The sequence below is a fragment of the Methylobacterium oryzihabitans genome, from assembly GCF_004004555.2.
GTDB classification, from domain to species: domain Bacteria; phylum Pseudomonadota; class Alphaproteobacteria; order Rhizobiales; family Beijerinckiaceae; genus Methylobacterium; species Methylobacterium oryzihabitans.
The window spans coordinates 30542-56185 of sequence record NZ_SACP01000014.1; the positions used below are offsets into that span (position 1 = coordinate 30542).

Annotated in this window: 22 protein-coding genes; 15 read left to right on the forward strand and 7 right to left on the reverse strand. The window is 71.5% G+C overall.

Annotated features, from left to right (window positions below):
• The first annotated feature begins 72 nt into the window (after nt 1-72).
• Nucleotides 73-5226 (forward strand): Ig-like domain-containing protein, encoded by a 5154-nt coding sequence (locus EOE48_RS15315; RefSeq protein WP_127730612.1) that lies wholly within the window; start codon nt 73-75, stop codon nt 5224-5226.
• A gap of 45 nt (nt 5227-5271) precedes the next feature.
• On the opposite strand, the gene EOE48_RS15320 is transcribed toward EOE48_RS15315, so the two are convergent.
• A complete protein-coding gene (locus tag EOE48_RS15320; RefSeq protein WP_127730614.1) occupies nt 5272-6411 on the reverse strand; it encodes an iron-containing alcohol dehydrogenase in 1140 nt (379 codons plus the stop codon).
• A gap of 84 nt (nt 6412-6495) precedes the next feature.
• Entirely contained in the window at nt 6496-7539 is a 1044-nt protein-coding gene (locus EOE48_RS15325; RefSeq protein ID WP_127730616.1) for a hypothetical protein, read from the reverse strand.
• 290 nt (nt 7540-7829) lie between these two features.
• On the opposite strand from EOE48_RS15325, the gene EOE48_RS15330 reads away from it, so the two are divergent.
• Both EOE48_RS15330 and EOE48_RS15335 read left to right on the forward strand, forming a co-directional pair.
• The gene (locus EOE48_RS15330; RefSeq protein WP_127730618.1) at nt 7830-8777 is read left to right on the forward strand and encodes a M20/M25/M40 family metallo-hydrolase; all 948 of its coding nucleotides are present in this window, start codon (nt 7830-7832) and stop codon (nt 8775-8777) included.
• Nucleotides 8778-8909: 132 nt separating this feature from the next.
• The gene (locus tag EOE48_RS15335) at nt 8910-9656 is read left to right on the forward strand and encodes a YebC/PmpR family DNA-binding transcriptional regulator (protein ID WP_127730620.1); all 747 of its coding nucleotides are present in this window, start codon (nt 8910-8912) and stop codon (nt 9654-9656) included.
• 163 nt (nt 9657-9819) lie between these two features.
• Here EOE48_RS15335 and EOE48_RS15340 read toward each other — a convergent pair whose 3' ends face one another.
• Nucleotides 9820-10536, reverse strand: a complete 717-nt coding sequence (locus tag EOE48_RS15340) for an RluA family pseudouridine synthase (protein ID WP_127730622.1) — start codon at nt 10534-10536, stop codon at nt 9820-9822.
• 87 nt (nt 10537-10623) lie between these two features.
• On the opposite strand from EOE48_RS15340, the gene ftsY reads away from it, so the two are divergent.
• The 5 genes from ftsY to EOE48_RS15365 all read left to right on the forward strand — a co-directional run bounded on the left by ftsY (nt 10624) and on the right by EOE48_RS15365 (nt 15226).
• Complete coding sequence (gene ftsY / locus EOE48_RS15345; protein WP_127730624.1) at nt 10624-11865, forward strand: signal recognition particle-docking protein FtsY; 1242 nt, start codon at nt 10624-10626, stop codon at nt 11863-11865.
• Between the two features lie 38 nt (nt 11866-11903).
• Nucleotides 11904-12512 carry a septation protein A gene (locus EOE48_RS15350; RefSeq protein WP_127730626.1) on the forward strand — a complete coding sequence of 203 codons (609 nt, stop codon included), beginning with the start codon at nt 11904-11906 and terminating at the stop codon, nt 12510-12512.
• A gap of 40 nt (nt 12513-12552) precedes the next feature.
• Nucleotides 12553-13320 carry an endonuclease III domain-containing protein gene (locus EOE48_RS15355; RefSeq protein ID WP_187371431.1) on the forward strand — a complete coding sequence of 256 codons (768 nt, stop codon included), beginning with the start codon at nt 12553-12555 and terminating at the stop codon, nt 13318-13320.
• Between the two features lie 140 nt (nt 13321-13460).
• Nucleotides 13461-14504: a tryptophan--tRNA ligase gene (gene trpS, locus EOE48_RS15360; RefSeq protein ID WP_127730628.1), complete on the forward strand. Its 1044-nt coding sequence runs from the start codon at nt 13461-13463 to the stop codon at nt 14502-14504.
• A 20-nt stretch (nt 14505-14524) separates the two neighbouring features.
• Nucleotides 14525-15226 carry a haloacid dehalogenase type II gene (locus tag EOE48_RS15365; protein ID WP_127730630.1) on the forward strand — a complete coding sequence of 234 codons (702 nt, stop codon included), beginning with the start codon at nt 14525-14527 and terminating at the stop codon, nt 15224-15226.
• Nucleotides 15227-15242: 16 nt separating this feature from the next.
• Here the strand turns inward: EOE48_RS15365 and EOE48_RS15370 are convergent, their stop codons facing one another.
• Nucleotides 15243-15560, reverse strand: a complete 318-nt coding sequence (locus EOE48_RS15370; RefSeq protein WP_246154441.1) for a hypothetical protein — start codon at nt 15558-15560, stop codon at nt 15243-15245.
• A gap of 101 nt (nt 15561-15661) precedes the next feature.
• On the opposite strand from EOE48_RS15370, the gene EOE48_RS15375 reads away from it, so the two are divergent.
• The 4 genes from EOE48_RS15375 to EOE48_RS15390 all read left to right on the forward strand — a co-directional run bounded on the left by EOE48_RS15375 (nt 15662) and on the right by EOE48_RS15390 (nt 19128).
• The gene (locus EOE48_RS15375) at nt 15662-16264 is read left to right on the forward strand and encodes a hypothetical protein (protein WP_127730632.1); all 603 of its coding nucleotides are present in this window, start codon (nt 15662-15664) and stop codon (nt 16262-16264) included.
• Between the two features lie 390 nt (nt 16265-16654).
• On the forward strand, nt 16655-17737 hold the full coding sequence (locus tag EOE48_RS15380) for a transglycosylase SLT domain-containing protein (RefSeq protein WP_127730634.1): 1083 nt from the start codon (nt 16655-16657) through the stop codon (nt 17735-17737).
• Nucleotides 17738-17834: 97 nt separating this feature from the next.
• Nucleotides 17835-18155, forward strand: a complete 321-nt coding sequence (locus EOE48_RS15385) for a hypothetical protein (RefSeq protein WP_187371432.1) — start codon at nt 17835-17837, stop codon at nt 18153-18155.
• 166 nt (nt 18156-18321) lie between these two features.
• Nucleotides 18322-19128 (forward strand): transglutaminase-like domain-containing protein, encoded by an 807-nt coding sequence (locus EOE48_RS15390; RefSeq protein WP_127730636.1) that lies wholly within the window; start codon nt 18322-18324, stop codon nt 19126-19128.
• A 15-nt stretch (nt 19129-19143) separates the two neighbouring features.
• Here the strand turns inward: EOE48_RS15390 and EOE48_RS15395 are convergent, their stop codons facing one another.
• Nucleotides 19144-20106, reverse strand: a complete 963-nt coding sequence (locus tag EOE48_RS15395) for a C45 family autoproteolytic acyltransferase/hydrolase (RefSeq protein WP_127730638.1) — start codon at nt 20104-20106, stop codon at nt 19144-19146.
• A 232-nt stretch (nt 20107-20338) separates the two neighbouring features.
• On the opposite strand from EOE48_RS15395, the gene EOE48_RS15400 reads away from it, so the two are divergent.
• On the forward strand, nt 20339-20983 hold the full coding sequence (locus tag EOE48_RS15400; protein ID WP_127730640.1) for a L,D-transpeptidase: 645 nt from the start codon (nt 20339-20341) through the stop codon (nt 20981-20983).
• Between the two features lie 88 nt (nt 20984-21071).
• On the opposite strand, the gene EOE48_RS15405 is transcribed toward EOE48_RS15400, so the two are convergent.
• Entirely contained in the window at nt 21072-21374 is a 303-nt protein-coding gene (locus EOE48_RS15405) for a hypothetical protein (RefSeq protein WP_127730642.1), read from the reverse strand.
• A gap of 160 nt (nt 21375-21534) precedes the next feature.
• Here EOE48_RS15405 and EOE48_RS15410 point away from each other — a divergent pair, with 160 nt between their 5' ends.
• Nucleotides 21535-21741: a hypothetical protein gene (locus EOE48_RS15410; RefSeq protein ID WP_127730644.1), complete on the forward strand. Its 207-nt coding sequence runs from the start codon at nt 21535-21537 to the stop codon at nt 21739-21741.
• A 185-nt stretch (nt 21742-21926) separates the two neighbouring features.
• On the opposite strand, the gene EOE48_RS15415 is transcribed toward EOE48_RS15410, so the two are convergent.
• Nucleotides 21927-22415, reverse strand: a complete 489-nt coding sequence (locus tag EOE48_RS15415; RefSeq protein ID WP_127730646.1) for a phasin — start codon at nt 22413-22415, stop codon at nt 21927-21929.
• 232 nt (nt 22416-22647) lie between these two features.
• Between EOE48_RS15415 and EOE48_RS15420 the strand changes: the two genes are divergently transcribed.
• Nucleotides 22648-25635, forward strand: coding sequence for a histidine kinase dimerization/phospho-acceptor domain-containing protein (locus tag EOE48_RS15420; protein WP_246154444.1), 2988 nt, complete (start codon nt 22648-22650; stop codon nt 25633-25635).
• Nucleotides 25636-25644 lie beyond the last annotated feature (9 nt).

Here is a 25644-nt window from a genome sequence, read left to right on the forward strand (position 1 = left end):
ACGAAGCCGGAAGGCGCGAACCGAAACATCGGGGGCGCCCGCGCGGCTCTGCGACACGAGGGGGAGACGGCCATGACGACGACCGCACCAGCCGGAGGCATCGCGCTCACGGGGGCGACCCGGAGCTTCGGACTCGCCGGGCGCACGAGCCGCGACCACGTCACCGCCGGCCTCGCCGACGGCCGCGGCGTGCTGCTGTGGCTCGACGACGACAACGCGGGCGCGCCCTACCGGCTCCTGGCGCAGTTCGTCGACGCGGGCGGCGCGGCCGCCGGCGATCCGTTCGTCGTCAGCTCGGTCGAGACCGATGCGGGCGGAACCCCGCACCAGCCCCAGGTCGCGGCGCTGGCGGGCGGCGGCTTCGTCGTCAGCTTCAACGAGTACCTGCCGCCGCCAGAGCCGTGGTCTCCCGGCAGCAACCGCATCCGCAGCCGGATCGTCGGCGCCGACGGCTCCCTCGGGGCGAGCGTGGTCACGGTCGCGTCGGACGCCCCGAACGTCGTTCCGGGCAGCGTCGACAATCCGGCGGTGGCCGCACTCGCCGATGGCGGCTTCATCGTGGCCGGCGACGGCACCCTGATCGGCCCGAGCGGTGGGGTCGCGAATACCGGCCTCGTCGCCACCCGCTACACCGCGTCGGGCGCGGTCGCCGGCACCGTGCCCATCGGTAGCCTCGACCCGACCCGCGACTATCCGGATCCGAACTACTACCCGCAGGTCGCCGGCCTTCAGGGCGGCGGCTACGCCCTGTCGTGGTTCCACTTCGGGGACTGGAACGGCTCGCGCGTCATGAGCCTGCACCTCCAGGCGTTCGGGCCGGGCGACCGCGCCGCCGGCCCGGTCCTCGATCTCGGCCTGCTCGAAACCAATGACCCGCGGCAGGTCAGCCTCGCGGGCCTGTCGGACGGGCGGCTGGCGGTGGCGTGGTCGAACGGGTCGAGCGACACCTCGCACGTCCGCGTCCAGATCGTCGGCGCCGACGGCAGCCTCGTCGGCTCGCCGATGATCGTCGACACCACCGCCGACACCGCCCATCTGCGGCCGAAGGTGGCGGCCACCGCCGGCGGCGGCTTCGTGGTCGAGTGGGAGGAGTTCGCCTTCTCGGGGCCGAACCGCATCAACGCCTACGACATCCACGCCCGCGCCTTCGACGCCGCCGGGCGGCCCATCGGGGCGGAGGCGGCCCTCGCCGCCACCACCGGCGACGAGCGCATCGCGACGGCGAGCCCGCTCGCCGACGGCACCCTGCTGGTGGGCTGGGAAGGCGCCGGCGGGATCACCCTCGGCACCGCCTCGGTCGCGCCGCCGCCATCCGTGTGGCGCTCGGGCGCGCAGGGTGATGCCGGCACCGCCGCCAACTGGGTCGACGGGATCGGCCCGGTCGCCGGTGGCGACGTGGTCATCGTCGACGACGCGGCGATCCTCGGCACCGACCCGAACGCCCATTCGGCGGCGTTCTTCAACGGGCCCTACGCGCTCCACGCGATCAGCGCCGACTTCTCGAAGGGGGCCAGCGGCGGCGTCCTCGGGCTCGACGGGCCGATCACCCTCTCGGGCGCCCTGACGATGAAGGGCAGCCCGACCTACGGGCAGACCGGCAGGTCCTGGCTCGACCTGGGCAATTCCGACCTCACCGTCGCGGGCGGCCTCGACCTCGACGCCGGCACCGAGATCCTCGCGCAGGCGGCGACGGTCCACGGGACGGTCCGGACCGACGGCCTCGTCAACATCGGCGGCGGCGGCCAGGAGGGCAGCCGCCTCACCATCGACGGCGATCTGACCGGCGCCGGCATGGCGATGGTGGGCACAAACGGCGTGCTCGACCTCGACGGGGCCAGCGACGCGAGGGTCTACCTCACCGGCGGGACGCTGCGCCTCGACCAGGGCCGGGCGATGACCGGCACGGTCACGGTCGACGAGGCTCACGACTGGGCGCCGATGTCGAGCCTCGACCTCCGGGGCGGCGGATTCGGCGGCAGCCTGCAATTCTTCGCCGGTTCGGTCCTCGACCTCGTCGGCGTCGACACCGCGCGCTACAGCAGCGACGGCACGCGCCTGCACATCACCGAGACCGACGGCGACACCCTCGACCTCACCGCGCTGTACCTCCAGGGCGGCAGCGGTCCGCAGGACGTCGATCCGGCGACCTACGTCAATCCCGCCCGCATCGGCGCGGTGCTGACCGGCGACGGCCGGGGCGGGACGCTGGTGAGCTTCCAGCAGGGTACGACCGCGACCTGGACCGGCGGCGACTGGTCCGACGCCCGCAACTGGCAGGACGGCGCCGTCGCCCGCGGCTTCGACGACGTGGTCACCACCGGTTCCGGCGGCCGGACCATCTCCGGATCCGTCTCGGCCGCGAGCCTGACCCTGTCGGGCTCCGCCACGGCGACGCTCGCGGCGACCGGCGCCCTGTCCCTGGGCGACAGCCTCGTCGTCACGGCGAGCACGGGCTACCGCCACGGCCTCGTCCTCGAGGGCGGCAGCGTCAGCGCCGCCGGGGGCATCCGGGTCGGCCGGGGGGGCTTCATCGACACCTTCTACGACGGCGGGGTCCGGCCCGGCGGCGCCGCGACGCTGCGCGGCGCAGTGGTCAACGACGGCGCCATCGACGCGCTGCCCTCGGGCAGCCTCACCATCGACGGGCCGGTCTCCGGCACCGGCATCCTGTCGGTGGGGTACGACGCGACCCTCGACCTCAAGGGCGCGGTCGGCAACACCATCCAGGCCTATGGCGGAACCCTGGTGCTGGAGGACGCCGCCCGGGTCACCGGCACGATCTGGTCGATGGGCGGCAGCTACACCCTCGACCTTCGCGGGAGCACCGGCTTCGGCGGCACGCTGGTGATCGGCAGCCCGGCGACCCGGATCGACCTTGCCGGCGTCACCGCGGCGAGCTTCGACGGCGACAGCCTCCACGTCACCACCGCGGCGGGGGTCTCGTTCGACCTGCACACGGTGTTCGACCGCAATGCCTCCCCCGGCGGCGCGGTGCCGACGGCGTCGGATCCCGCCTTCACGCTGGTCAGCCACGACGACGGCCATGGCGGGACGCTGGTGGCGTTCCAGTCGATCGTCGAGCACGCGCCGGTGGCCGGGTCGACGACGGTTCCGATCGTTCCGTGGCTGCCCGGGTCACCGCCGCCGCCGATCTCCCTGTCCGCCTCCGACGAGGACGGCGACCCCGTGACCCTGACGGGCGTCACCGCCCGCGGCGTGCCGGCGTCGGGCGATCCGATGCCCGGGAGCCTCTCGACGCAGGGCCGCTACGGCACCCTGATGGCCCCGGGGCTGAACGGCGGGGCGTCCTACATGGCGTCCTCCTATGGCGACGCGCCCCTCGGCCAGCACCCGACCGACGTGTTCGACTACACGGTGAGCGACGGCCGCCCGGGCGGCACCGCGACCGGCACGGTCACGATCGTCCTCGACCGCGCCCCGACGGCGGCCGACGACCGCGCGACCGTCACCGGACGGACGCTCGCCGTCGCGGCGGCGCAGGGCGTGCTCGCCAACGACGGCGACCCGGACGGCGACGCGCTGTTCGTGAACGGGGTCTTCGCCGGCACCGATCCCTTCGGCCAGTTCGTCCAGTCGGCGGAATCGCTCCTGACCGGCCGCTACGGCGACCTCACCCTGCACCGGGACGGGTCGTACAGCTACGCCGCCCACGCCGACGCGCCGGTGGGCGCCCACGACGTGTTCACCTACCTCCTCGGCGAGACCATCGCGCTGCCCGGCTCCGGGAGCTGGCAGACCCCGTGGACGAGCGACACGAACGGCCAGCCGATGGCGGTGCTCGACATCGTGGTCGGCGCCACGCCCAACCCGGCCCCGACCGGCCTGCCGATGACCGGGACGCCCGGCGGCACCGCGAAGGTCGCGACCTCCGCCTACGGCCCGCTCGTCCTGCGCTACGACGCGGCCGGCCAGCTCGCCCTGGTGCGGGCGAGCGCCCCGGACGGCTCCACCGACACCTGGACCTATGCCGGCGGCAAGGCCGTGAAGGAGACGCAGCTCCACGCCGACCGGACGAGCGACGTCTTCCTGTCGGGGATCACCGGCAAGCCCTACACCGCCGAGCACGGCCGCTACGACGCGGCCGGCGCCCTGGTCGAGCAGAGCCGCACCTTCGCCGGCGGCGAGCGCCAGACCTTCGCGATCGAGAACGGGGTCAGGACGACCTCGCAGTTCGACGCGAGCGGGATGCTGACCTCGCGGGGCGTGGTCTATCCCGACCGCTCGGTCGCGACCCGGACCTACGTCGCCGTGGCGGGGCAGCCGGTGCTCGCGAGCGAGACGATCAAGTATCCGTCCGGCGGGACCGAGTTCTCGACGGCCCGGCTCTACAACGGCGACGGCGAGGTCACCCGCGAGACCCAGGTCCATGCCGACGGCACCCGCGACGTTTACCTGCCGGGGATCGCGGGCAAACCCTATACCGCCGAGCACGACCGCTACGCCGCCAGCGGCGCGCTGACGCGCCAGACCCGCACCTATGGCGGCCAGGACCTGCAGACCTTCCTGCTCGACGGCGACGGCCGCAAGGTCACCGACCAGTACGACGCCGCCGGGCACCTCACGCTGCACGCGGTGCTGGAATCGAACGGCGTCAGCGAGACCTCGACCTACGTCGGCGGCCTGCTGAGCCGGGAGATCACCCAGTATCCGGCCGGCCCGGTGCTGTCGGAGACGCGGGCCTACGTCGCCCAGGGCGGCGCTCCGGTGCTGACCGCCGACGCGGTGCTCAACCGGGACGGCACGCAAGTGGTCACCGGCGGGGACCTGACCGACTACCTCAGGGGCGGCGCGTCTGCCGACACGCTGACCGGCGGCGGCGGCAACGACCGGCTCACCGGAGGCGCCGGCGCCGACACCTTCGTGCTCGGTGCGCCGGCGAGCAACGGCCTCGACCGGATCACCGACTTCGTCACCGGCACCGACGCCATCGGCGTCAGGGCCGACGATTACGGCCTCGTCCTCGGCCACGGCCTCACCGCGGGCGGCGGCCTCGACCCGGACTACTTCGCCCTCGTCACCGGGAAGGCCCCGAACGGAACCCAGGCCCACGGCCAGTTCCTGCTCAGCGCCTCCAACGCCACCCTGTACTGGGACGCGGACGGCAGCGGCGCCGGGGCGGCGGTGGCGCTCGCCGCCTTCACGGTCCCGGCCGGCACCGGGGCCGGGGCCGTGCTGCACGGCACCGACTTCCACCTCGTCGCCTGACCGGGCGACCCCGGAGCCGTCCGCGGCTCCGGGGACCCCGGCGCCTCACGCGCCCCCGAGGGCGGCGGCGAACAGGGCGCGGAAATCCTCGGCCCCGACCGGGCGGCCGTTGGTCGCCGTCGAGTGATCCTCGACCGCCCAGGAAATCAGCCCCTCGCACTCCTCGGCCGTGACGCCCATCTCGGCCAGGGTCCCCGGCAGGCCGAGGTCGCGGTTGAGGTCGTCGATCGCGGCGGCGAGGTCGGCGCCGGGCGAAAGGCCCATGGCGTGGCGCAGGGCGACGTATTGCGCCTCGCAGGCCGGCGCGTTGAAGCGCAGGAGATGGGGCAGGATCACCGCGTTGAGCGTGCCGTGGTGCAGCGGCCGGCTCTGGCGCCCGCCGAGGGCGTGCGACATCGAGTGGACCGCGCCGAGCCCCTTCTGGAAGGTCATCCCGCCCTCGAGGGCGGCCATCATCATGTCCTCGCGGGCGTCGAGGTCGCGCCCGTCCGCCACTGCCCGGCGCAGCGACCGCATCGCCCGCGTCAGGCCGTCGAGGGCGATCGCCTCCGCCGGCGGGTTGTCGCGCGGGCTGAGATACGTCTCGATGCAGTGGGTCACCGCATCCATGCCGGTCGCGGCGGTGAGGCCCGGCGGCAGGCCGACCGTGAGCTCGGGATCGCACAGGGCGAGGTTCGGGATCAGGGACGGCGCGATCAGCCCGAGCTTGCGCCCGTCCGCCATCGTGATGAGGGCGGCGCGGCCGACCTCGCTGCCGGTGCCGGCGGTGGTCGGGACCGCGATCACCGGCGGCTGGCCGGGGCGGATGCGCGGGATGCCGCCGAGGATCGCGGCATACTGCGACAGCGGCTCGGCATGGGTGACGAGGAGGGCCACCGCCTTGGCGAGGTCGAGGGGCGAGCCGCCGCCGAGCGCCACCACCCCGTCGCAGCCGGCCTCGCGGTAGCGGTCGCGGGCGGCGAGCACCGCCGCCTCGGTCGGGTTCTCGGGCGTGGCGTCGAACACCGCCGTCGCATCCGAAAGCCCGGCGGCGTCGAGGAGCCGTGCCACCAGCCCGGCGGCGACGACGCCGCGATCGGTGACGACCAGCGGCCGCGACACCCCGAGGAGCGCGAGTTCCTCCGGCAGCAGGCGCAGCGCCCCGCGCCCGAACTGGATGCGGGTGAGATAGGTGATGAGCCCCATAATCGACCTCCTTGATGCAGAATTTAAAGGAAGATATTTATTTTATATTTGTCATAGTTTGTAATCTATATTATTTTTCAGATATCACACGCCGTAAATCAAGTTGTTTAATTGCGTTTCTATTTCTGCTTCATGTTCTTTGAAATTTCTCCAGAGTATTCGCATCGTCTTAAAGTCATGTTTCTGATCGTCAGTGAGGCCTTGCAAATCTGTGGTCCAGCTTTCTCCGCGATAAAGATCGCTGGGAAGATGAAAGATCTTATTTCGAACATCGACAAAAATATCAGCAATATCACAAATTGACTCAAGAGTGCATCTATATAAAGTAAATTTATTCTGCCACTCGCTCCAAATTATAGATTCTTTCCTATTTTTTATATTAAAATAGAGATCTTCTTGAGTGCTTTCTAAAATAGCTTTTTTGGTTATGTAAGAATTATAAGCAATATACGCGCGCAGCGCTAATTTGATTGATCTGTCTCGATCTTTGCTCTGCACGGACAGTAAATTGATTTTTTCGCGAACGTCGGCTGCTATTTCGCCTAATTTTTTGTTTGAATTTTCGATATATTCACGATTTTTATCGATCTTTATATCAATTTGTTCGAAGCGGTTTTTCGCGTTTGCAATATTAGGGAATTCAAGTGTGTGAAGTATGCCATACTTTCCGACTTCAGGCTTCAGCATTGCTTCTAAATCGGTGATGCGACTTGAGAGTTGACCAATCAAACTGTTAGATTCGTTGAATGAAAGGCTGTTTTTGTTGACATCTTGAATCTTGATGAGGTCTCTGTAAATTTCCCTCAGACTCTTATCTAATTTTTGCTCCATAAGAAATATTTTATTTTGGATTTCTTTGTGTGCAACGAATAAAGAGGTACCTTTGCCATTGTGATAGTATCGTATACAGGCAAGTGTCACACCTATTATAAGCGACAATAAGGAAGCGGCAAGCAAAGATGTTAAAATAATTGCGCCAAATCCATAGTTGTTTATTGCTTGTATATTGTAGACGGAAGGCCCAACTATCGTAAAAATTGCAAGAAGTAGCGAGAAAAAACTAGACCAATCACTTATTCTACTTACGGGTTGATCCGTTTTATCAAAAAATCTTGCGAGCAGCTTCATTCGTCTCATCTTTTTGCTTCTATGTCTCTATATTGTCAGATCTTCAAAGATAATATCAAAAGCGGTGTGCCAGAATACATAAGTCGGTACGGCCGCCAAATGCGAACGACGTCGAAATGCTTGATAAATTCCAGATTTTAAATGATGCGTATTCATGCAAGGAAGGCCATATGTTGGCTTCTCACCTGGGAACTGTGCTGATTGGCAAGGGGCGCGAGGGCGCGAGTTGCCTTCAATCTCGTCGGGAACATATTGGTATTATCAGACCATAAAGGTGCAAGGAGTTTTTGATGGGACATGATCCCGCCCCCGCCGGCGAGTCCGACCCGGGCGAGGCCGTCGCCGGGATCGGCCGCTGGCTCGCCGTCGAGAGCCCGACCGACTGCGCGTCGGGCGTCGACCGGATGATGGACCTCGTCGCCGCCGAGGCCGGCGCCGCCGGCATCGCCTGCGAGCGCATCCCCGGCCGCGACGGGCTCGGCGACCATCTGCGCCTGCGCGCCGGGCCGCTTCGCGACGAGCCCGGGATCCTCGTCCTGTCGCATCTCGACACCGTGCACCCGGTCGGGACGCTGGCCGCCGACCTGCCGGTGCGGGTCGAGGGCGACCGGCTCTACGGGCCGGGCGTCTACGACATGAAGGGGGGCGCCTGGCTGGCGTTCCAGGGCTTCCTCGCCGCCGCCCGGGGCGGCGCGGCCCATTCCGGCAGCCGCCACGCCGACGGCCGCAACGCGATCCGCGAGGCGGCCCGGCTGATCCTCGCCATCGAGGCGATGACCGACTACGAGCGCGGCATCACCACGACGGTCGGGACGATCCAGGGCGGCACCGCCCAGAACGTGATCCCGCAGCATTGCCGCTTCAGCGTCGACCTGCGGGTGGTCGGCGCCGCGGACGGCCGGGCCTGCGAGGCGGCGATCCTCGGACTGACGGCGAGCCCCGACTTCTCGCTCGCGGTCACCGGCGGCATGAACCGCCCGCCCTACGCCAAGGATGCCGGAGGCGAGCGTCTCTACGCCCATGCCCGCGACCTCGCGGCGGAACTCGGCCACGACCTCGGCGAGGTGCCGCTGACCGGCGGCGGCTCGGACGGCAACTTCACGGCGGCCCTCGGCATCCCGACCCTCGACGGCCTCGGCATCGACGGCGACGGCGCCCACACCTTGAGCGAGTACGCCCTGATCTCCTCGATCGCGCCGCGGCGGCTCCTGATGCGGCGGCTGCTGGAGACGCTGTGACCGCGCACACTCCGCGGCGATTGTCTTCCGCTGCGGCGCGCGCCTATAACCCGGCCTGATCTCGACCCGCGGCGTCGAGGGCCTCCCCTCACCGGCGGCCTCCGCGCGGGCGACGGCATTTCGGGGAGAGCCATGGCCGGGCATTCGCAGTTCAAGAACATCATGCACCGCAAGGGGCGGGTCGACGCCGTCCGCTCCAAGCTGTTCAGCAAGCTCGCCCGGGAAATCACCGTCGCGGCGAAGCTCGGCACGCCCGATCCGGCGATGAACCCGCGCCTGCGCGCCGCCGTCCTGGCGGCCCGGGCCGAGAACATGCCCAAGGACAACATCGAGCGGGCGATCAAGAAGGCGGTCGGCGGCGAGGGCGAGAACTACGAGGAGATCCGCTACGAGGGCTACGGCCCCGGCGGCGCCGCGGTGATCGTCGAGGCGCAGACCGACAACCGCAACCGCACCGCCTCCGACGTGCGCTCGGCCTTCACGAAGGCCGGCGGCAGCCTCGCCGAGACCGGCGCGGTGTCGTTCATGTTCGACCGCGTCGGGCTGATCGCCTTCCCGGCCGCCGTCGCCGACGCCGACGCGATGCTGGAGGCGGCGATCGAGGCCGGTGCCGACGACGTGAAGTCCGACGAGACCGGCCACGAGGTCACTTGCGAGCAGACCGCCTTCGGCGAGGTCGCCCGCGCCCTCGAAGCCCGGTTCGGCGAGCCGACCCGCACCGCCCTGGTCTGGCGGCCGCAGAACACCGTCGAGGTCGACGACGAGACCGGCGAGAAGCTGATCCGCCTCGTCGAGGTGATCGAGGACCAGGACGACGTCCAGAACGTGTTCGTGAACTTCGCCGTCTCCGACGCCCTGATGGCCAGGATGCAGGGCTGATCCGGTTTTCGGACGATTCTTTCCGGATTCCATATCACCAGCCCGCGCGGTGGAGCCTCCGGCTCCACGCACCTGAGCGAAGCCGAAATCCGCATCGCGAAGCGATGGCTTGGCAATCGCCACGATCCCGCGGGGATCGCCGAGCGATCGATCGAAAACCCCGTCAAGCGGGTCCCGGTCCGCAGGCGTCGAGTGCCGCCTGCATGTGCGCCGGCGTCGGCGCCTCGACCCGGACCGGCGGCCGCGACGGGTAGAGCGGCAGGTCCAGGGCGCGGGCGTGCAGGTGCAGGCCCGGGCCGCCCTGGCGCGGGGCACGGCCGTAGATCGTGTCGCCGAGGATCGGCCAGCCCATCGCGGCGCAGTGCACGCGCAACTGGTGGGTGCGCCCCGTGACCGGCCGCAACTCGACCCAGGCGCGGCCCGCGCGATCGCGGCCGAGGACGCGCCAGCGGGTCAGCGACGGGTCGCCGGCCGGATCGACCTTCATCCACCAGCTTCGTGGATCGTCGGAGCGGCGGGCGAGCGGCAGGTCGATCGCGCCGGATTCCTCCTCCGGCTCGCCCTCCACCACCGCCCAGTAGGTCTTGTCGACCCGGTGGCCGGAAAACAGCTTGCCGAGCTTCGCCAGCGCCTTCGGGTGGCGGCCGAGCACGAGGCAGCCGGAGGTGTCGCGGTCGAGGCGGTGGGCGGCCTCGGGCCGGCGCGGCAGCCCGAACCGCAGGGCGTCGAGGTGCCGGACGAGGGTGTCGCCGCCGCCGGGGCCGGGATGGACCGGCAGTCCGGCCGGCTTGTCGATCACCAGCATCAGGGCGTCGCGGTAGAGCAGACGGGCGAGGATGTCGTCGCCGGCCGCCGGCTCAGGTCCTTGATTCAGACGCATTTTCCCAAGTGCCGACCAAGCGCCGAAGCGGTTTCCCCTGGCGCCCGAAATGCTCTAGATCCTGCCCCGGTTCGGGAGCAAGTGCGGATGAGCAACGAGAAGAAGCCGGGGTGGCTCGGACGCCTGTTCGGGCGGCGCGACGACGCGCCGGCCGAGACGCCCTCCCCCGACACCGTCTCGCCGTCCGAGGGCACGCCCGACTACGTCACCGAGGTCGAGACGCCGCCCGCCCCCCCGACCGTCACCGAGGCCTCGCCGGAGACCGAGCCCGAGCGCGACCTGCCCGACGAACTCGCCGGGGCCGACCTCCAGCCGATCGACGACCGCGCCGACGATCCGGAGGTGCCCGTCGCGCCCGAGCCGGAGCCCGCGCCGCTGGTCGCGGCCCCCGTCGAGGAGGGCGAGAAGCGCGGCTGGTGGAGCCGGCTCACCGGCGGCCTGCGCCGGACCTCCTCGGCGCTGTCGGATCGGGTCACCGGGCTGTTCACCAAGCGCAAGCTCGACGCCGACACGCTGGAGGAACTCGAGGACGCGCTGATCCAGGCCGATTTCGGCGTCGAGACCGCGATGCGGATCTCCGAGGCGGTCGGCCAGGGGCGCTACGACAAGGGCATCGCCCCCGACGAGGTGCGGGCGATCCTCGCCACCGAGGTCGAGCGGGCGCTGACGCCGGTGGCCAAGCCCCTGGAGATCGCGGCCGGCCCCAAGCCGTTCGTGCTGCTGATGGTCGGCGTCAACGGCGCCGGCAAGACCACGACGATCGGCAAGCTGACCCAGAAGTTCCGGGCCGAGGGCCGCAGCGTGATGCTGGCCGCCGGCGACACCTTCCGGGCGGCGGCGGTCGAGCAGCTCAAGGTCTGGGGCGAGCGCACCGGCGCGCCGGTGGTGACGAGGCCCGCCGGCGCCGACGCCGCCGGCCTCGCCTACGACGCCCTGGAAGCGGCGCGGGCCGCCGGCACCGACATCCTGATGATCGACACCGCCGGCCGGCTCCAGAACAAGACCGGGCTGATGGCGGAGCTGGAGAAGATCGTCCGGGTGATCCGCAAGGTCGACGAGACCGCGCCGCACGCGGTGCTGCTCGTCCTCGACGCCACCGTCGGCCAGAACGCGATGAGCCAGGTCGAGCTGTTCCAGAAGACCGCCGGCGTCACCGGGCTGGTGATGACCAAGCTCGACGGCACGGCCCGCGGCGGCATCCTGGTGGCGCTCGCCGCGAAGTTCGGCCTGCCGGTGCATTTCATCGGCGTCGGCGAGGGCGTGGCCGACCTCGAAGCGTTCTCGGCCCGCGACTTCGCCCGCGCCATCGCCGGCCTCGACAAGGATTGAGCGCCGTCTCGCAACCCTTCCCCACCGACGCGACACCCATGCACATCGAATCCGTCCCGCCCAAGACCCACCTGCCGCCGCTGACCAAGCTCGCCCTCGAACTCGGGCCGCTCGCGGTGTTCTTCTTCGGCAATGCCTATGCCGACCGCTTCGGCGTGCAGCCGGACCAGCGCCTGTTCGTCGCCACCGGCCTGTTCATCGCCGCGACGCTCGCCGCCCTCACCGTGCACTGGCTCCTGGTGCGCCGCCTGCCGATCATGCCGCTCGTCTCCGGCGTCATCGTGGTGGTGTTCGGCGGGCTGACCCTGCTGCTCCAGGACGAGCTGTTCATCAAGCTCAAGCCGACGATCGTGAACTGCCTGTTCGGCGCCGTGCTGCTCGGTGGCCTCGCCTTCGGCAGGTCGCTGCTGTCGATCGTCCTCGACAGCGTGTTCGACCTCGACGCGGAGGGCTGGCGCAAGCTGACCTTCCGCTGGGGCCTGTTCTTCTTCGTGCTGGCGGCGCTGAACGAGATCGTGTGGCGCACCCAGACCACCGATTTCTGGGTCTCGTTCAAGGTCTTCGGCATCATGCCGCTGACGATCCTGTTCGCGCTGGCCCAGACGCCGCTGCTGCTGCGACACGAGCGCAAGGCCGACAAGGCGTAAACATCGGGAACCAGGGGTCGGGGCGGCGGATTCCGCTCCGATGACGACCGACCCGGCGACACCCGATCTCCCCGTCAAGGCCATGCTGTCCGAGAAGGCGATGGCGATCCACCGCCGCCTGTGCGGCGTCTACGGCTGCCCGATCCCGTACTTCCACAGCCTCGACCCGGTGAGCGAACTGGTCTCGTCGCTGCTGTCGCACCGGACCCGCAACGCCGAGTCCGGCCGCGCCTTCAAGGCCCTGCGCGCCCGCTACCCCGACTGGGACGCGGTGCTGGCCGCGCCGACCGCCGAGATCGAGGAGACGATCGCCGGCGTGACGTGGCCGGAGCTGAAGGCGCCGCGGATCCAGGCGGTCCTGCGCGCGGTGCGCGAGCGCTCGGGCGGGCTCGACCTCGGCTTCCTGAAGGACCTGACCGTCCCGGAGGCGCGGGCGTGGCTGGAGGCGATTCCCGGCGTCGGTCCGAAGACCAGCGCCGCGGTGCTGTCGTTCAGCGTGCTGCGGATGCCGGCCCTGCCGGTCGACAGCCACCATCACCGGGTGGCGCAGCGCACCGGCCTGATCGGCCCGAAGGTCGATGTCGGGCCCGCCCACGCGATCCTGCGGGCGCAACTGCCGGCGGACTGGGACGCGCAATCGCTCTACGACTACCACGAGGTGCTGATGCTGCACGGGCAGCGCTGCTGCCACTACCGCAACCTGGCCTGCGGCGCCTGCGCGGTGCTCGACCTCTGCCCGACCGGGCAGGCGCGCCGCCCCGCGGCCCGGGCCGCGGCGACCCGCGACTTGGGACATCCGGCGGCTTGACCGCCCTGGGACATCCGGCGGCGTGACCGCCCCGGGACATCCCGCGGCTTGACCGCTTCGGGCCGATCGCGCCAGAAGCCCGCACCCGCGGAATGACCGGAGGCTCGGCCGCAGGGATTGCGCAGGGAGACAAGGCGCCGATGCCCGCGTTCCAGGAACTCGTCTTCTCCGGCGTGCAGCCGACCGGCAACCTGCACCTCGGCAACTATCTCGGGGCGATCCGGCGGTTCGTCGCGCTGCAGAACCAGGACGCGCAGTGCCTGTACTGCGTGGTCGACCTGCACGCGATCACCGTGCGGCAGGACCCGGCCGAGCTGATCCGCCACATCCGCGAGGTCACCGCCGCCTTCCTCGCCGCCGGCATCGACCCGACGCGCTCGATCGTGTTCAACCAGAGCCAGGTGCCGCAGCACGCCGAACTGGCCTGGATCTTCAACTGCGTCGCCCGCCTCGGCTGGCTCAACCGGATGACCCAGTTCAAGGAGAAGGCCGGCAAGGACCGCGAGAACGCGAGCATCGGCCTCTACGACTACCCGGTGCTGATGGCGGCCGACATCCTGGCCTACCGCGCCACCAAGGTGCCGGTCGGCGAGGACCAGAAGCAGCACCTCGAACTCACCCGCGACATCGCGCAGAAGTTCAACACCGACTACGCCGCGGCGATCGCCGCGCACGGGCACGGCGAGGCGTTCTTCCCGCTCACCGACCCGCTGATCGGCGGGCCGGCCGCCCGGGTGATGTCGCTCCGCGACGGCGCGAAGAAGATGTCGAAGTCGGACCCGTCCGACTATTCGCGCATCAACCTCACGGACGATTCCGACGCCATCGCCCAGAAGGTGCGCAAGGCCAAGACCGACGCCGAGCCCCTGCCCTCCGAGATCGCCGGCCTCGCCGGCCGGCCCGAGGCCGACAACCTCGTGGGCATCTTCGCGGGGCTCAGCGACATCACCCGCGAGGACGTGCTGCGCGACTTCGGCGGCGCCCAGTTCTCGTCGTTCAAGGGCGCGCTGGTCGACCTCGCGGTCGAGCGGCTCGGGCCGATCGGCGGCGAGATGAAGCGCCTCGTCGCCGACGAGGCCCATATCGACGCGGTGCTGGCCGACGGCGCCGCGCGGGCGGAGGCGATCGCGCGCCCCAACATCGAGGCGGTCAAGGACATCGTCGGCTTCGTGCGCCGGCGCTGACGACGCGGGAGGACCCGGCCATGGCGATCCACGCCCTGATCTTCGACGTGTTCGGCACCCTGCTCGACTGGCACGGCGGCGTCGCTCGCGAGGCGTCGCGGCTGCTCGCCCCGGTCCGCCCCGACATCGACGGCGGTGCCTTCGCGCGGGCGTGGCGCGACCGCTACCAGCCGGCGATGGAGCCGGTCCGCCGCGGCGAGCGGGCCTGGACCGACCTCGACACCCTGCACGCCGAGGGACTCGACGGCGTGCTGGCGCAGTTTGGGGTCGAGGGGCTGACGCCGGAGATCAAGCGGGAGCTGGTCCTGGCCTGGCACCGGCTCGATGCGTGGCCCGAGGTGCCGGCGGCGCTGACGCGGCTGCGCGGCGGCTTCCTGCTGGCGCCGTGCTCCAACGCCCATGTCCGCCTCGCCATCGCGCATGCCCGCCGCAACGCCCTGCCCTGGGACGCGATCCTGGGCGCCGAGTTCGCTCGCGACTACAAGCCGAAGCCCGCCGTCTACCTGCGGGCCGCCGAGGCCCTGGGGCTGCCTCCCGGCGAGGTGATGATGGTGGCGGCCCACACCTCGGACCTCGTGGCGGCGGCCGGCTGCGGGCTGGCCACCGCCCACATCGCCCGCCCGGACGAGAACGGGCCCGGCACCGGCGAGGCGGCCCCCGCCGCCCCGGTCGACGTCGCCGCCTCCGATCTCGCCGACCTCGCCCGCCGGCTCGGCTGCTGAGCGGGCGGGCCCGCCCTCAGGCGTGCGCCCGCGCCGGCGTCGGGTGCGAGCGCGCGTAGAGGCTGGCCCCGGCATCGGCGCCGACGACCCGCATCAGCGCGGCCTCGTCGCAGGTGCCGGCGATCCGCAGTCCGAGCCGCTGGAGATGATCCTTGTCGGTGCAGTAGGCGGCGAGCCGGGCGCGGCCGGTCTCGGGCATCCGGGCGACCATCGAGGTCAGCTCGTCCTCGCTCGCCCGGTGCAGGGCGGCGAGCAGTTCGAGCGGAATCGGATACTGCGCGAACGCGGAGTGTTGCGACCGGGCGGCGGATTGGGACATGGCTTCCTGGGGCATGGCTTCCTCTCGGCGCGGTGATGGCCGCGAGGATCGGCGGTCATGGTTAGCGAAAGCTTAAGCCGTTTGCCCGGGGGACGGCACAGGCCGGCTGCGGTTGAATGCGGCGCACGAGCCGGATGGCCGAGGCGACGGGAGTGACGGACGGCACGATGCAGGGACCCCACCACGACGAAGCGGAGGTGCGCCGCGCCCTGGACGCCTGCCTGAGATCGACGCCGTTCGTCCGCTCGCCGAAGCTCGCCGCGTTCCTGACCTTCGTCGTCGAGGAGGAACTCGCCGGCCGCGGCGACGAGGTCAAGGCCTACACCATCGCGGTGCGCGCCCTCGGGCGCAGCCCCGGCTTCGATCCGGTCAACGATCCGAGCGTGCGCGTCGAGGCGGGCCGGCTGCGCCGGGCCCTCGACGACGCCTACACCCATCACGTCGAGGCGGGCGTTCTGCGCATCCGCATCCCGACCGGCGGCTACCGGCCGGTGTTCCAGCCGGTCCCGTCGGGCGCTCCGAAACCGAGACCGGCGCCCGTCCAGGAGAGCCCGGTCGCCCCGCCGCGGCGGCCGTTCTTCGACTCGCGCGGGCAGGTCCTGGTGGTGGTCCTGCTGTCGGTCATCATCGCGCTGCTCTGCGCCCAGGTCGGGGTGACGCTGTGGCTGTACCTGCAGCGCCCGGCGGTGACGCGGACCGGTCAGGTCTGGCTGGACTGACCGGGACCGGTCGGGCCTCCCTCCCGCCCTCGCCCACGGGGTTTTCCACGGGGATCGCCGTTCCCTCGCCGCTGCCGGAGCGGTCGCGCGGCTGATAGGCTGAAGGGTCGGCCCTGGAGGACCGGGGCGGACGGCCGCCCCGAGGACGCCCTTCGACCGGTCGAGTCCGGCCAACGCTCCATCGCGGCGGCTCATGGCCAAGGTCGTTCGAGGCATCGCATACGGCCGAGCTTGCGCGATGCTGGGCCGTGCCGTCGGCTGAACGCTCCCTGACCCCGGTGAAGCTTGGCGGGAGGCGCGGGCGGGGCGTGCGCGGGCCGCCGTCATGTCGCCACAACTACCCGGCTCTGTGCGGTCACGATACAGCAACGATCCGGACCGGGAACCGACATGCGACAGCGAGCGAGTGGGACTCCGCGCCGGGCCGAGCGCTGGCCGTCTCCACAGGGTCGGGACGTCCTGGCTCTCGGCGGCGCGGCGCGCCCCGCTCCGGGGGGCTTCCCGGTCATCGCCCGCGCGGCGCTGATCGCCGGGTGCCTCGCCGCCGGGCTGTCGGCGGTGCTGCACCATTGCGGTCCCGACATGCTCACCGTCCGCCCTTCCGTCACGCTGATGGCGGACCTGCTGGTGATGCCGCGGCCGAAGGTGCAGACGCTGCCGAAGGAGACCGCCCGGATCGCCGCGCCGGTCTCGATGCCGGTCCACGACCTCGACACCGCCCTCGGCTCGGAGGGCGTCGACCGGGTGTCCTACGACGACCTGATCTCGGCCAGTTCCGGCGGCGACCCCAACGAGGTGCTGGCCTTCGGGCCGATGAAGATCCGCCGCCACCTCGTGCAGACCATCGTGCGCGCCGCCGTCACGGTGAAGACCGACCCGGTGCTGCTGATGGCGGTGGCCGACAAGGAATCGAGCTTCATCACCGAGGTCCAGGCCAAGACCTCGTCGGCGACCGGCCTGTACCAGTTCATCGAGCGGACCTGGCTCCAGGTGATGCGGGAATTCGGCCCCCAATACGGGTACGCCCGCGAGGCCGGCCTGATCGGCGACGACCTGTCGGTCGCGGAATCCGGCGAGCGTGCCCGGATCCTCGACCTGCGCCGCGATCCTTCGCTGTCGGCGGTGATGGCCGGCGAGATGCTGAAGCGCGACAGCGCCCGGATCGCCGCCCGGATCGGCCGCGAGCTGACCCTCGGCGAGACCTACCTCGCGCACTTCCTCGGCCCGGACGACGCCGAGCGCTTCATGGCCAAGGTCGTGGAGGAGCCGAAGGCCGAGGCGGCGGCGCTGCTGCCCAAGCCCGCCCGCGCCAACCGGCCGATCTTCTACGAGCGCGTCGGGCGCCGGAAGGCGCGCAGCCTGTCCGTGGCGCAGGTCCACGAGAAGTTCGAGTCGATGATGAGCACCCGCGGCGCCCGCTACCGCGACGTCGGCAGCCTGTTCGGCGCCCTCGCCTACGCCGGCACCCCCTGAGCGTTGGCAACCGCCCGCCGCGGACCTAGCTTGTACCGGTACCGCCCGCCATCGCACCGGCACGCGGGTGGAGATCCAGGCACGGGAGGGGACAGGCATGACGAGGAACCGTTCGGACGCCGCGGAGCCCGGCAGCGCCAAGCCCGGCAGCGCCAAGACCGGATCCGGCAAGCCCCGCAGCGCCTACGAGCAGGAATCCTACGCGCAGGAATACGCCCGCACCGCCGGCGATCAGGCGGCGTTCTTCCGCGAGCAGGTCGAGCGCCGGCGCCGCGAGGCCGAACAGGCCCGCGCCTTCGCCGACCTCTCCGGAGACCGGGGCGACGAGGCGGCGCGGGCGCGCCGTCTCGACATCCTCGGCGACCACGAGGCCGCGGTGGCCGAGACCTTCGAGGCGCGGGCCCGACGCCCGAACTGATCCCCCGGCCGCTCCCGGCGCCGCCGTCGTCACGACGATGACCAGATCGTCGACTTTTCGGTCGGATCCTGCCGTTTTTTCGGGCAGGCCCGCCGCTCACCTCGGTCACGTCGCGCGTTACTCTGGGAACCTCGGCCCGAGGGCCGGTGCAGACGGGAGTGCGGCGATGAGGATCCGGACCGGCTACGCGATCAGCTTCGACTCGCCGGTGGCGACCCCGATGCTGCTGATGCTGAGCATCCACCCGTCCCGTCGCGGCGACCTCCTGACCCCGCACGAGATCCGGTTCGACCCGCCGATCCCGTCGCGCGACTACGCCGACGGGTTCGGCAACACCTGCACCCGCATCGTCGCCCCGCCGGGCCTGCTGACCATCTCGGCCGACTTCACGGTGGCGGATTCGGGACAGCCCGACCTCTACGCCCCCGACGCGCCGCAACTGCCGGTGGAGGACCTGCCCGACGACGTGCTGGTCTACCTGCTCGGCAGCCGCTACTGCGACACCGACAAGCTGTCCGAGACCGCATGGTCGCTGTTCGGCAACACGCCGCTCGGCTGGGCCCGGGTCCAGGCGATCGTCGACTACGTCCACCAGCGCATCACCTTCGGCTACGCCTACGCCGACGCGACCCGCACCGCCTTCGACGGCTACACCCAGCAGCGCGGGGTGTGCCGGGACTTCGCGCATCTGGCGGTGACGTTCTGCCGCTGCATGAACATCCCGGCGCGCTACTGCACCGGCTATCTCGGCGACATCGGCGTGCCGGCGGTCCCCGACCCGATGGACTTCTCGGCGTGGTTCGAGGTGTATCTCGGCGGCCAGTGGTACACCTTCGACGCGCGCCACAACACGCCGCGCATCGGCCGCATCGTCATGGCGCGGGGCCGCGACGCCACCGACGTCGCGATCACCAACAGCTTCGGCTTCAGCCGCCTCGCCGGCTTCCAGGTCCACACCGACGAGGTGTGGTGAGCCCGGGACCGGCGGTCAGGGTTCGAGGGCGCCGTAATCGTGGGTGTAGGCGCCCTCCGCGAACCCGGCGAAGGTCTGGGTCCAGCGATGGCCGGGCCAGAGATAGTCGACCCGGCCCTCCGCCGGCCGGTAGAGGGCGGTGTAGGCCGTGGTGAAGGCGGCCTTCCGGGAGTAGAGCGGCGGCGCGAGGAAGCGCGCCACCAGCGACGGCAGCGTGCCGGCCGGGTCGGCGAGGGCCTCGTCCAGCACCCGCTGGCGCAGGGCGGAGCGGGAGGCGGGCGAGGCGCGCTCCTGGTGGTTGGTGCAGGTCCGCTGCCGCGTCACCGCGGGCTGGCGCCGGGGCCCGAGGAAGACCGTGGCGTGGTCGCCCTCGCGGTCGAGGAGCGTGACGTTGTGCAACTGCGTGGCCGGGAGCCGGCACAGGGCCGCGACCGCCTCGCGGACCGAGCCGCAGGTCTCGAGCACGTAGCGCAGCATCAGGATGATCGCGAAGCCCTCGCCGCGCCGGGCGATCCCGCCGAGGGTGCAACTCGCGACCAGCCCGTCCTCGTTCATCCCGTCGAGGCAGCCGCCCCAGGGCCGCTGGCCCATCGCCAGGACCCGGCGCGACCACGCGGTCAGCTCGATGCGCCCGGTGATGACCGGCAGGGGGAAGTCGTAGTTGCGCACCAGGGCCGGGCCGCCGTCGCCGAGCCAGACCGCCTGGCTGCACCCCTGCGGGCGGGCCGCCGGGCGGTAGTGGCTGAGGACGCGGTGGGCGAGGTCGTCGTCGCCGACCAGCGCGCAGGCCTCGTCGTAGGGCGCCACCAGTTCGGGCATGTGCCGCAGCAGGGCGGCGCGGCAGGCGGCGGCCGAGGGCGGCTCGGAGGCCCCCTCCCCGAGATACCACCGCGCGGCCTCGTCGCGTCCGGCCCGGAAGCGGGCGAGCCATGCGGCGCCGGGGCGGTCCTCCCGGTGGGCCGTGAACGTCTTCTCCATCGCGGGGCGCCTACCCGGCCGTGACGGCGGTTCGATGGCCGCCACCCGGCGGGCCAGGGTTACCGGAATCCGCCGCGGGACCGGCGAATCCGAGCGGTCGGCAGCAGTCCCGGTGAACCTTGACCATAACGATTGTGTCGGTTTTGTGAGAAAGCCCCGCTTCGGCAAGGAACCCGAAAGGCCGCCGGGCATTCATACTGCAAAGGTAATAGCTGAGGTAGGACCTTCCACCATGAAGATCTCCGTCGTCGCCGGCGTCGTCGCCGCCTGTCTGCTCGGTTCGGCGGCAGCACAGGCCGCTCCCTACGACCCCTTCGGCGCGAGCCCGGCCGAGGATTACTACTCCAGCGGCGTCTATGGCGGGCAGACCGCCGATCCGAACTACGGATACGGCTACGGCCAGTCGAGCGGCGTGACCGATCAGGTCAAGGTCGCGCCGATCCCGCGCGAGCTGGTGCCGTTCGACGGCCGCTTCGCGCCGGGCACGATCGTGGTCTCGACCTCGGAGCGCCGGCTGTACTACGTGCTCGGCGACGGCATGGCGATCCGCTACGGCGTCGGCGTCGGCCGCCCCGGCTTCACCTGGTCGGGCACCAAGGCGATCACCGCCAAGCGCGAGTGGCCGTCCTGGACCCCCCCGAAGGAGATGCTGGCTCGCCGCCCCGACCTGCCGCGCTACATGGCCGGCGGCATCGACAACCCCCTCGGCGCCCGGGCGATGTATATCGGCGGCACCCTGTACCGGATCCACGGCTCGAACGAGCCGGACACGATCGGGCAGGCGGTGTCCTCGGGCTGCATCCGCATGACCAACGAGGACGTCACCGACCTCTACGAGCGGGTGCGGGTCGGCGCCAAGGTCGTGGTCCTCAACTGAGGACCGACTGTCCGAATCGACCGGGAAGGGCCGCCTCGCGCGGCCCTTCTCGCGTGAGCGCCCCGCCGCGACCGGCGGGGCGTCGGCGTCACGGCACCACGAGGCCCGCCGCCGGAGGCTGCGGCGAGCTGAACGACGCGATCGGCACGTCGCAGAAGCAGCGCACGCCGAGCGGGCGCGGGCCGGGGAGCGGGCAGGAGAAGGGCTGTGGCCCGGTGAAGCCGCGCTGCACCGCATCGCAATTGTAGCCGAGGCGGCGGCGGGGCCGGGGCGCCTCGTACTCGTCCTCGTAGCCGTAGCCCGGGCCGGGGCGGTACTGGGCCGCGGCCGGTCCGGCCAGCACGGCGACCGCGATCGCCGCCGACAATCCGGCGCGAACAATCCGTCGCATGTCTGCGTTTCCTTCTCGCGAGAGTGGACGCCGGGTCCGCGGATCGCGCGCGGGGTCCGCGGGCGCCGGAATCCTCGGCGTCCGGCGCCGCATCGGTAGCGGAACCGGCCCGGCCGGGCAACCGGATGCCCCCGGGCCCCGTCGCGAGGAGATCCTGGCCGTGACGACTTCAGGCGAGTGGCAACGCAACCTCGACGCGATCGTGACCCTGACCGAGGAGATCGCCCGGATCTCGCCCGACTGCGCCGACAAGGCGATGCAGATCGCGCGGCTGGTGCGCAGCCTCGACCCGCCGGCCCGCCGCGCGCCGCCGGAGGACGACGCCACCGAGGTGTGCGGCCTGCACCACGAGACCGATTTCGCGTGATCCCGCCATGACGGGAAGCCATGACGGGAAACGGCCGCGCCCGGAGGGACGCGGCCGTGGAAGCCGGGTTGCGCGGCAGCGGATGCGGCGAAGTCCCGGTCAGCGTCGTGGACCGTGCCGCGACGATGCCGGGTGGTTGGCCGAAATCGGGCCTCGGCCGTTCCGCGCGACGCGCGGCCGCCGGATCAGGAGTTGACGTCGCGCACCGTGTTGGCGGCGTCGTTGGCGGTGCTCTTGGCCGCGTCGGCGCCCTGGTTCATCGCGTGGCGCGCGGTCTCGACGCCCTGCTGCATCGCACTCTTGGCCTTCTCGGCGCTCTGCTGCATCGCGGTCTGGGTGAGCGAGCCGAACTCCTTGGCCTGCGACTGCATCGCGGCGAACTGGCTGCGCACGAACTCGGCCTGATGCTGCATCGCCTCCTGGATGTCGCGCGAGCGCACCAGCTTCTGGGCGAGGTCGAAGGCCGCGTTCACGTTCTGCTCGGCGAAGCTGAAGCCGCGGGTCGACACGGTCTGCGCGTTCGAGCGGGCCATGTCGGCCGAGCCCTGGAGCGTGTCGGCGGTCTTGCGGGCGGCGCCCATGAACGAATCGAACGCCTTGCGGGCCTGATCGACGCTCTTCTCGGCGAAGTCGCGCATCTCGGTGGGGATCTCGTAGTTCGGTGTCGTGCTCATGTCGTCTCCTCAACCTCCGATTGGCACGTCGTTGTGCGCTGCACAATAACACGGTTCCGCCGGCCGGGCTACCTCATGCCCGAGCGTTAACGTTAATTCTCCACTAACGCGCCGACTGCGCACTTCGTGCCGGTGCGGGACGGCTTCGTTTGCGTTAAATCGGCAAGTGCATGGCGGCGGACCGACGCGCCCGGTCTGCCCTGCGGCCTCCATGGACGAAGAAGGAGCGGCAGTGGACGGGAACGAGCGCTTCGCGACAGTGGTCGGCGACCTGAGGATACTGCGGGAGTTCGGCGGGTCCGGCGAGGCGCCGGGGCGCCCGATCCTGCTGCTCGACCACGGCTGCGCACGATTGCTGCACGCCACGCCGGAGGCGCGGGTCCTCGCCGGCCGGATCGGCGACGCGGAGGGGCGGATCGATCCGGCCCTCGCCCTGCCCCGGCAGTTGCGCGCCGCGGCCGCCGCGGCGCCGGAGGGCGCCCGGCCGCGCCTGGACCGCCTGCGGCTCGACGCCTCCCGTCTCGCGCCGCCGCTGCTCTGCGCCAGCCTGCCGGTGCGGCTGCCCGAGGGCGGGACGGGGATCGCCGTCGCGGTCGTCGATCCGCTGCCGGCGGCGCGGCCCCGCCGCCCGCTGCCCGCATCCGAGCCGGTCCCGCCGGCCGCGCCGGAGACGGTCGCCCCCGCACCGGGCCGGGCCCCCTCGCCGCCGGAGCGTCTCGCCGGGCGCGGCCCGGTCCGCTTCCTGTGGCGCAGCGACGCCGACGGCCGCCTGACCGAGGCCGGTGCCCCGTTCGGCGAGCTGATCGGGCGCGGTGCGCTGGGGCAATCGTGGCGCCGGCTGCTCGCCGGGGCGGTCGTCTCGCCGGACGGCAGCCTCGCGGAGGCGCTGGAGCGGCGCCGGACCTTCCGGGCGATCCCGGTATCGTGGCGGCTCGACGACGCGCCGTTCGCGGTGACGGTCGACCTGTCGGGCGCGCCGCGCCTTGGCGAGGGCCGCGCCTTCGCGGGCTTCGGCGGCTTCGGGGTCATCCATGCCGACCGCGTGGCCCCGGCCCCTCCGGCGGACCCTCGGTCGACGGCCGCGCCGCCGCAGCGGCCGAGCCTGCGCGAGCGCGCCGCCGCGGTGATCGCGTTCGGTCGCAGCGAGGACGGGACCGCCGCGTCGCCGGTGCGGCCTCCCTCCCCTCCCGCGCGCCCCGCTCCGGCCGACCTGCCGGCCTTCGCCACGCTGGCCGGCGCCACGATGGCCGACTTCGCCAACATCGTCGTCGCCCCCCTGACCCAGCTCGGCCTCGGCTGGGGCTTCGGCCTGATGCAGCTCGATGCGGACCGGCCCGCCCCCCTCGCCGGATCGGGTCCGGCGCCGTCCGGCACCGCGCAGGCTCCGCCTGCCGACCCGCCGGAGGCGGCGGTGTCCGCGGCCGAGGCCGCGCCCGCCGCGGCAGCGGAGCCCGCGGCCGAACCGCCCGCCCCCCCCGCTCCGGACCCGCTCCCCGCACCGGCCGTCGAGGCGGTGGCGAGCGGTCCGTCCGCCGCCGAGGCCGCTCCGCCCGATCCGCGCCAGCTCTCGATGAACGAGCACGCGGCGTTCCGGGAGATCGCCCGGGCGCTGGGCGCGCGCTTCGCCGGCGACCGGGACGAGGCCGCCCCCGACGACGCGGCGCCGGAGCCGCCCACGGCGGGCGGCGCCGTGATGCCGTTCCGCAGCGCCGGCGCCCTCGCCCGCCAGCCCGACCGCACCACCGCGGCGCCCTGGGCCGACCGGCTGATCGACCGCCTGCCGGTCGGCGTCCTCGTCCATCGCGGCGACGAGATCCTGCTCGCCAACCGCACCCTGCTGACCCTGACCGGCTACGACAGCCCGGCCTCGCTGGCCGCGGCGGGCGGTCCCGGGGCGCTGTTCAAGGGCCGGGAGCCCGCCAGCCTGCCGGCCGAGGAGGAGACGCCGCCGCTCTGCCTCGCCCGCCGCGAGGGCGGTGCGGTGCCGGTCCAGGTCGTGGTCGCGCCGGTCGACGTCAACGGCTCGGCCGCGAGCCTGCTGACGGTGCGCCTCGTGCCCGACGCCGACGAGGCGTCCCGTCTCGCCGCCGCCGAGACCGGCCTCGCGGCGAGCGACGGCCGGCTGCGGGAGATCCAGGCGGTCCTCGATGCGGTGGCCGACGGCATCGTCATCCTCGACGGCGAGGGCCGGATCCTCAGCCTCAACCGCGGCGCCACCGCCCTGCTGGGCTTCGAGACCCGCGAGGTCGCGGGCGACGATGTCGGGCTGCTGTTCACCGCCGAGAGCCGCGTCGCCGCCCGCGCCGCCCTGCACCGCGCCCGCGGCGGGTCCTCCGGCGAGGCCGAGGAGGTGATCGGGCAGGCCCGCGACGGCACGCTGCCGCTGCTGCTCTCGGTCTCGGCCCTCGCCGCCGGGGACGAGTCCCGCTTCGCCGTGGTGCTGCGCGACGTCTCGGACCTGAAGCGGACCGAGCGCGACCTCGCCAGGGCGCGGCGCGACGCCGAGCGGGCGAGCAACGAGCGGCTCGATTTCCTCGCCACGGTCAGCCACGAGGTCCGCACGCCGCTCAACGCGATCATCGGCTTCGCCGAGATGATGCTCGACGAGCAGTACGGCCCCCTCGGCAGCGACCGCTACCGCGACTACCTGCGCGACATCCGGGTCTCGGGCGAGCACGTCGTCGGCCTCGTCGACGACCTCCTCGACCTCGCGCGGATCGAGGCCGGGCGGATCGAGCTGAGCTTCGCCGGCCTCGTGCTCAACGACCTCGTCGCCGAATGCGTGGCGCTGATGCAGCCGCTCGCCGCCCGCCAGCGGGTGGTGGTGCGCACGAGCTTCTCACCCGCCCTGCGCCCGGTCCTGGCCGATGCCCGCTCCCTGCGGCAGGCGACGATGAACGTCATCGCCAACGCGATCACCTACACCGAGGCCGGCGGGCAGGTCATCGTCTCGACCGCCGAGACCGATCGCGGCGGCGTTGCCCTGCGGGTGCGCGACACCGGCATCGGCATGACCCTCGACGAGATCGACACCGCGCTGCAGCCGTTCCGGCGCCCCGGCGCCACGCCGCTGCGCGGCGGTGCCGGCACCGGGCTCGGCCTGCCGCTCACCCGCGCGCTGGTCGAGGCCAATCGCGGCGTCCTGCGCCTCACCAGCCAGAAGGGCGAGGGCACCCTGGTCGAGATCCTGTTCCCGTCCGCCCGCGTCCTCGACCCGTGAGACGAGTCC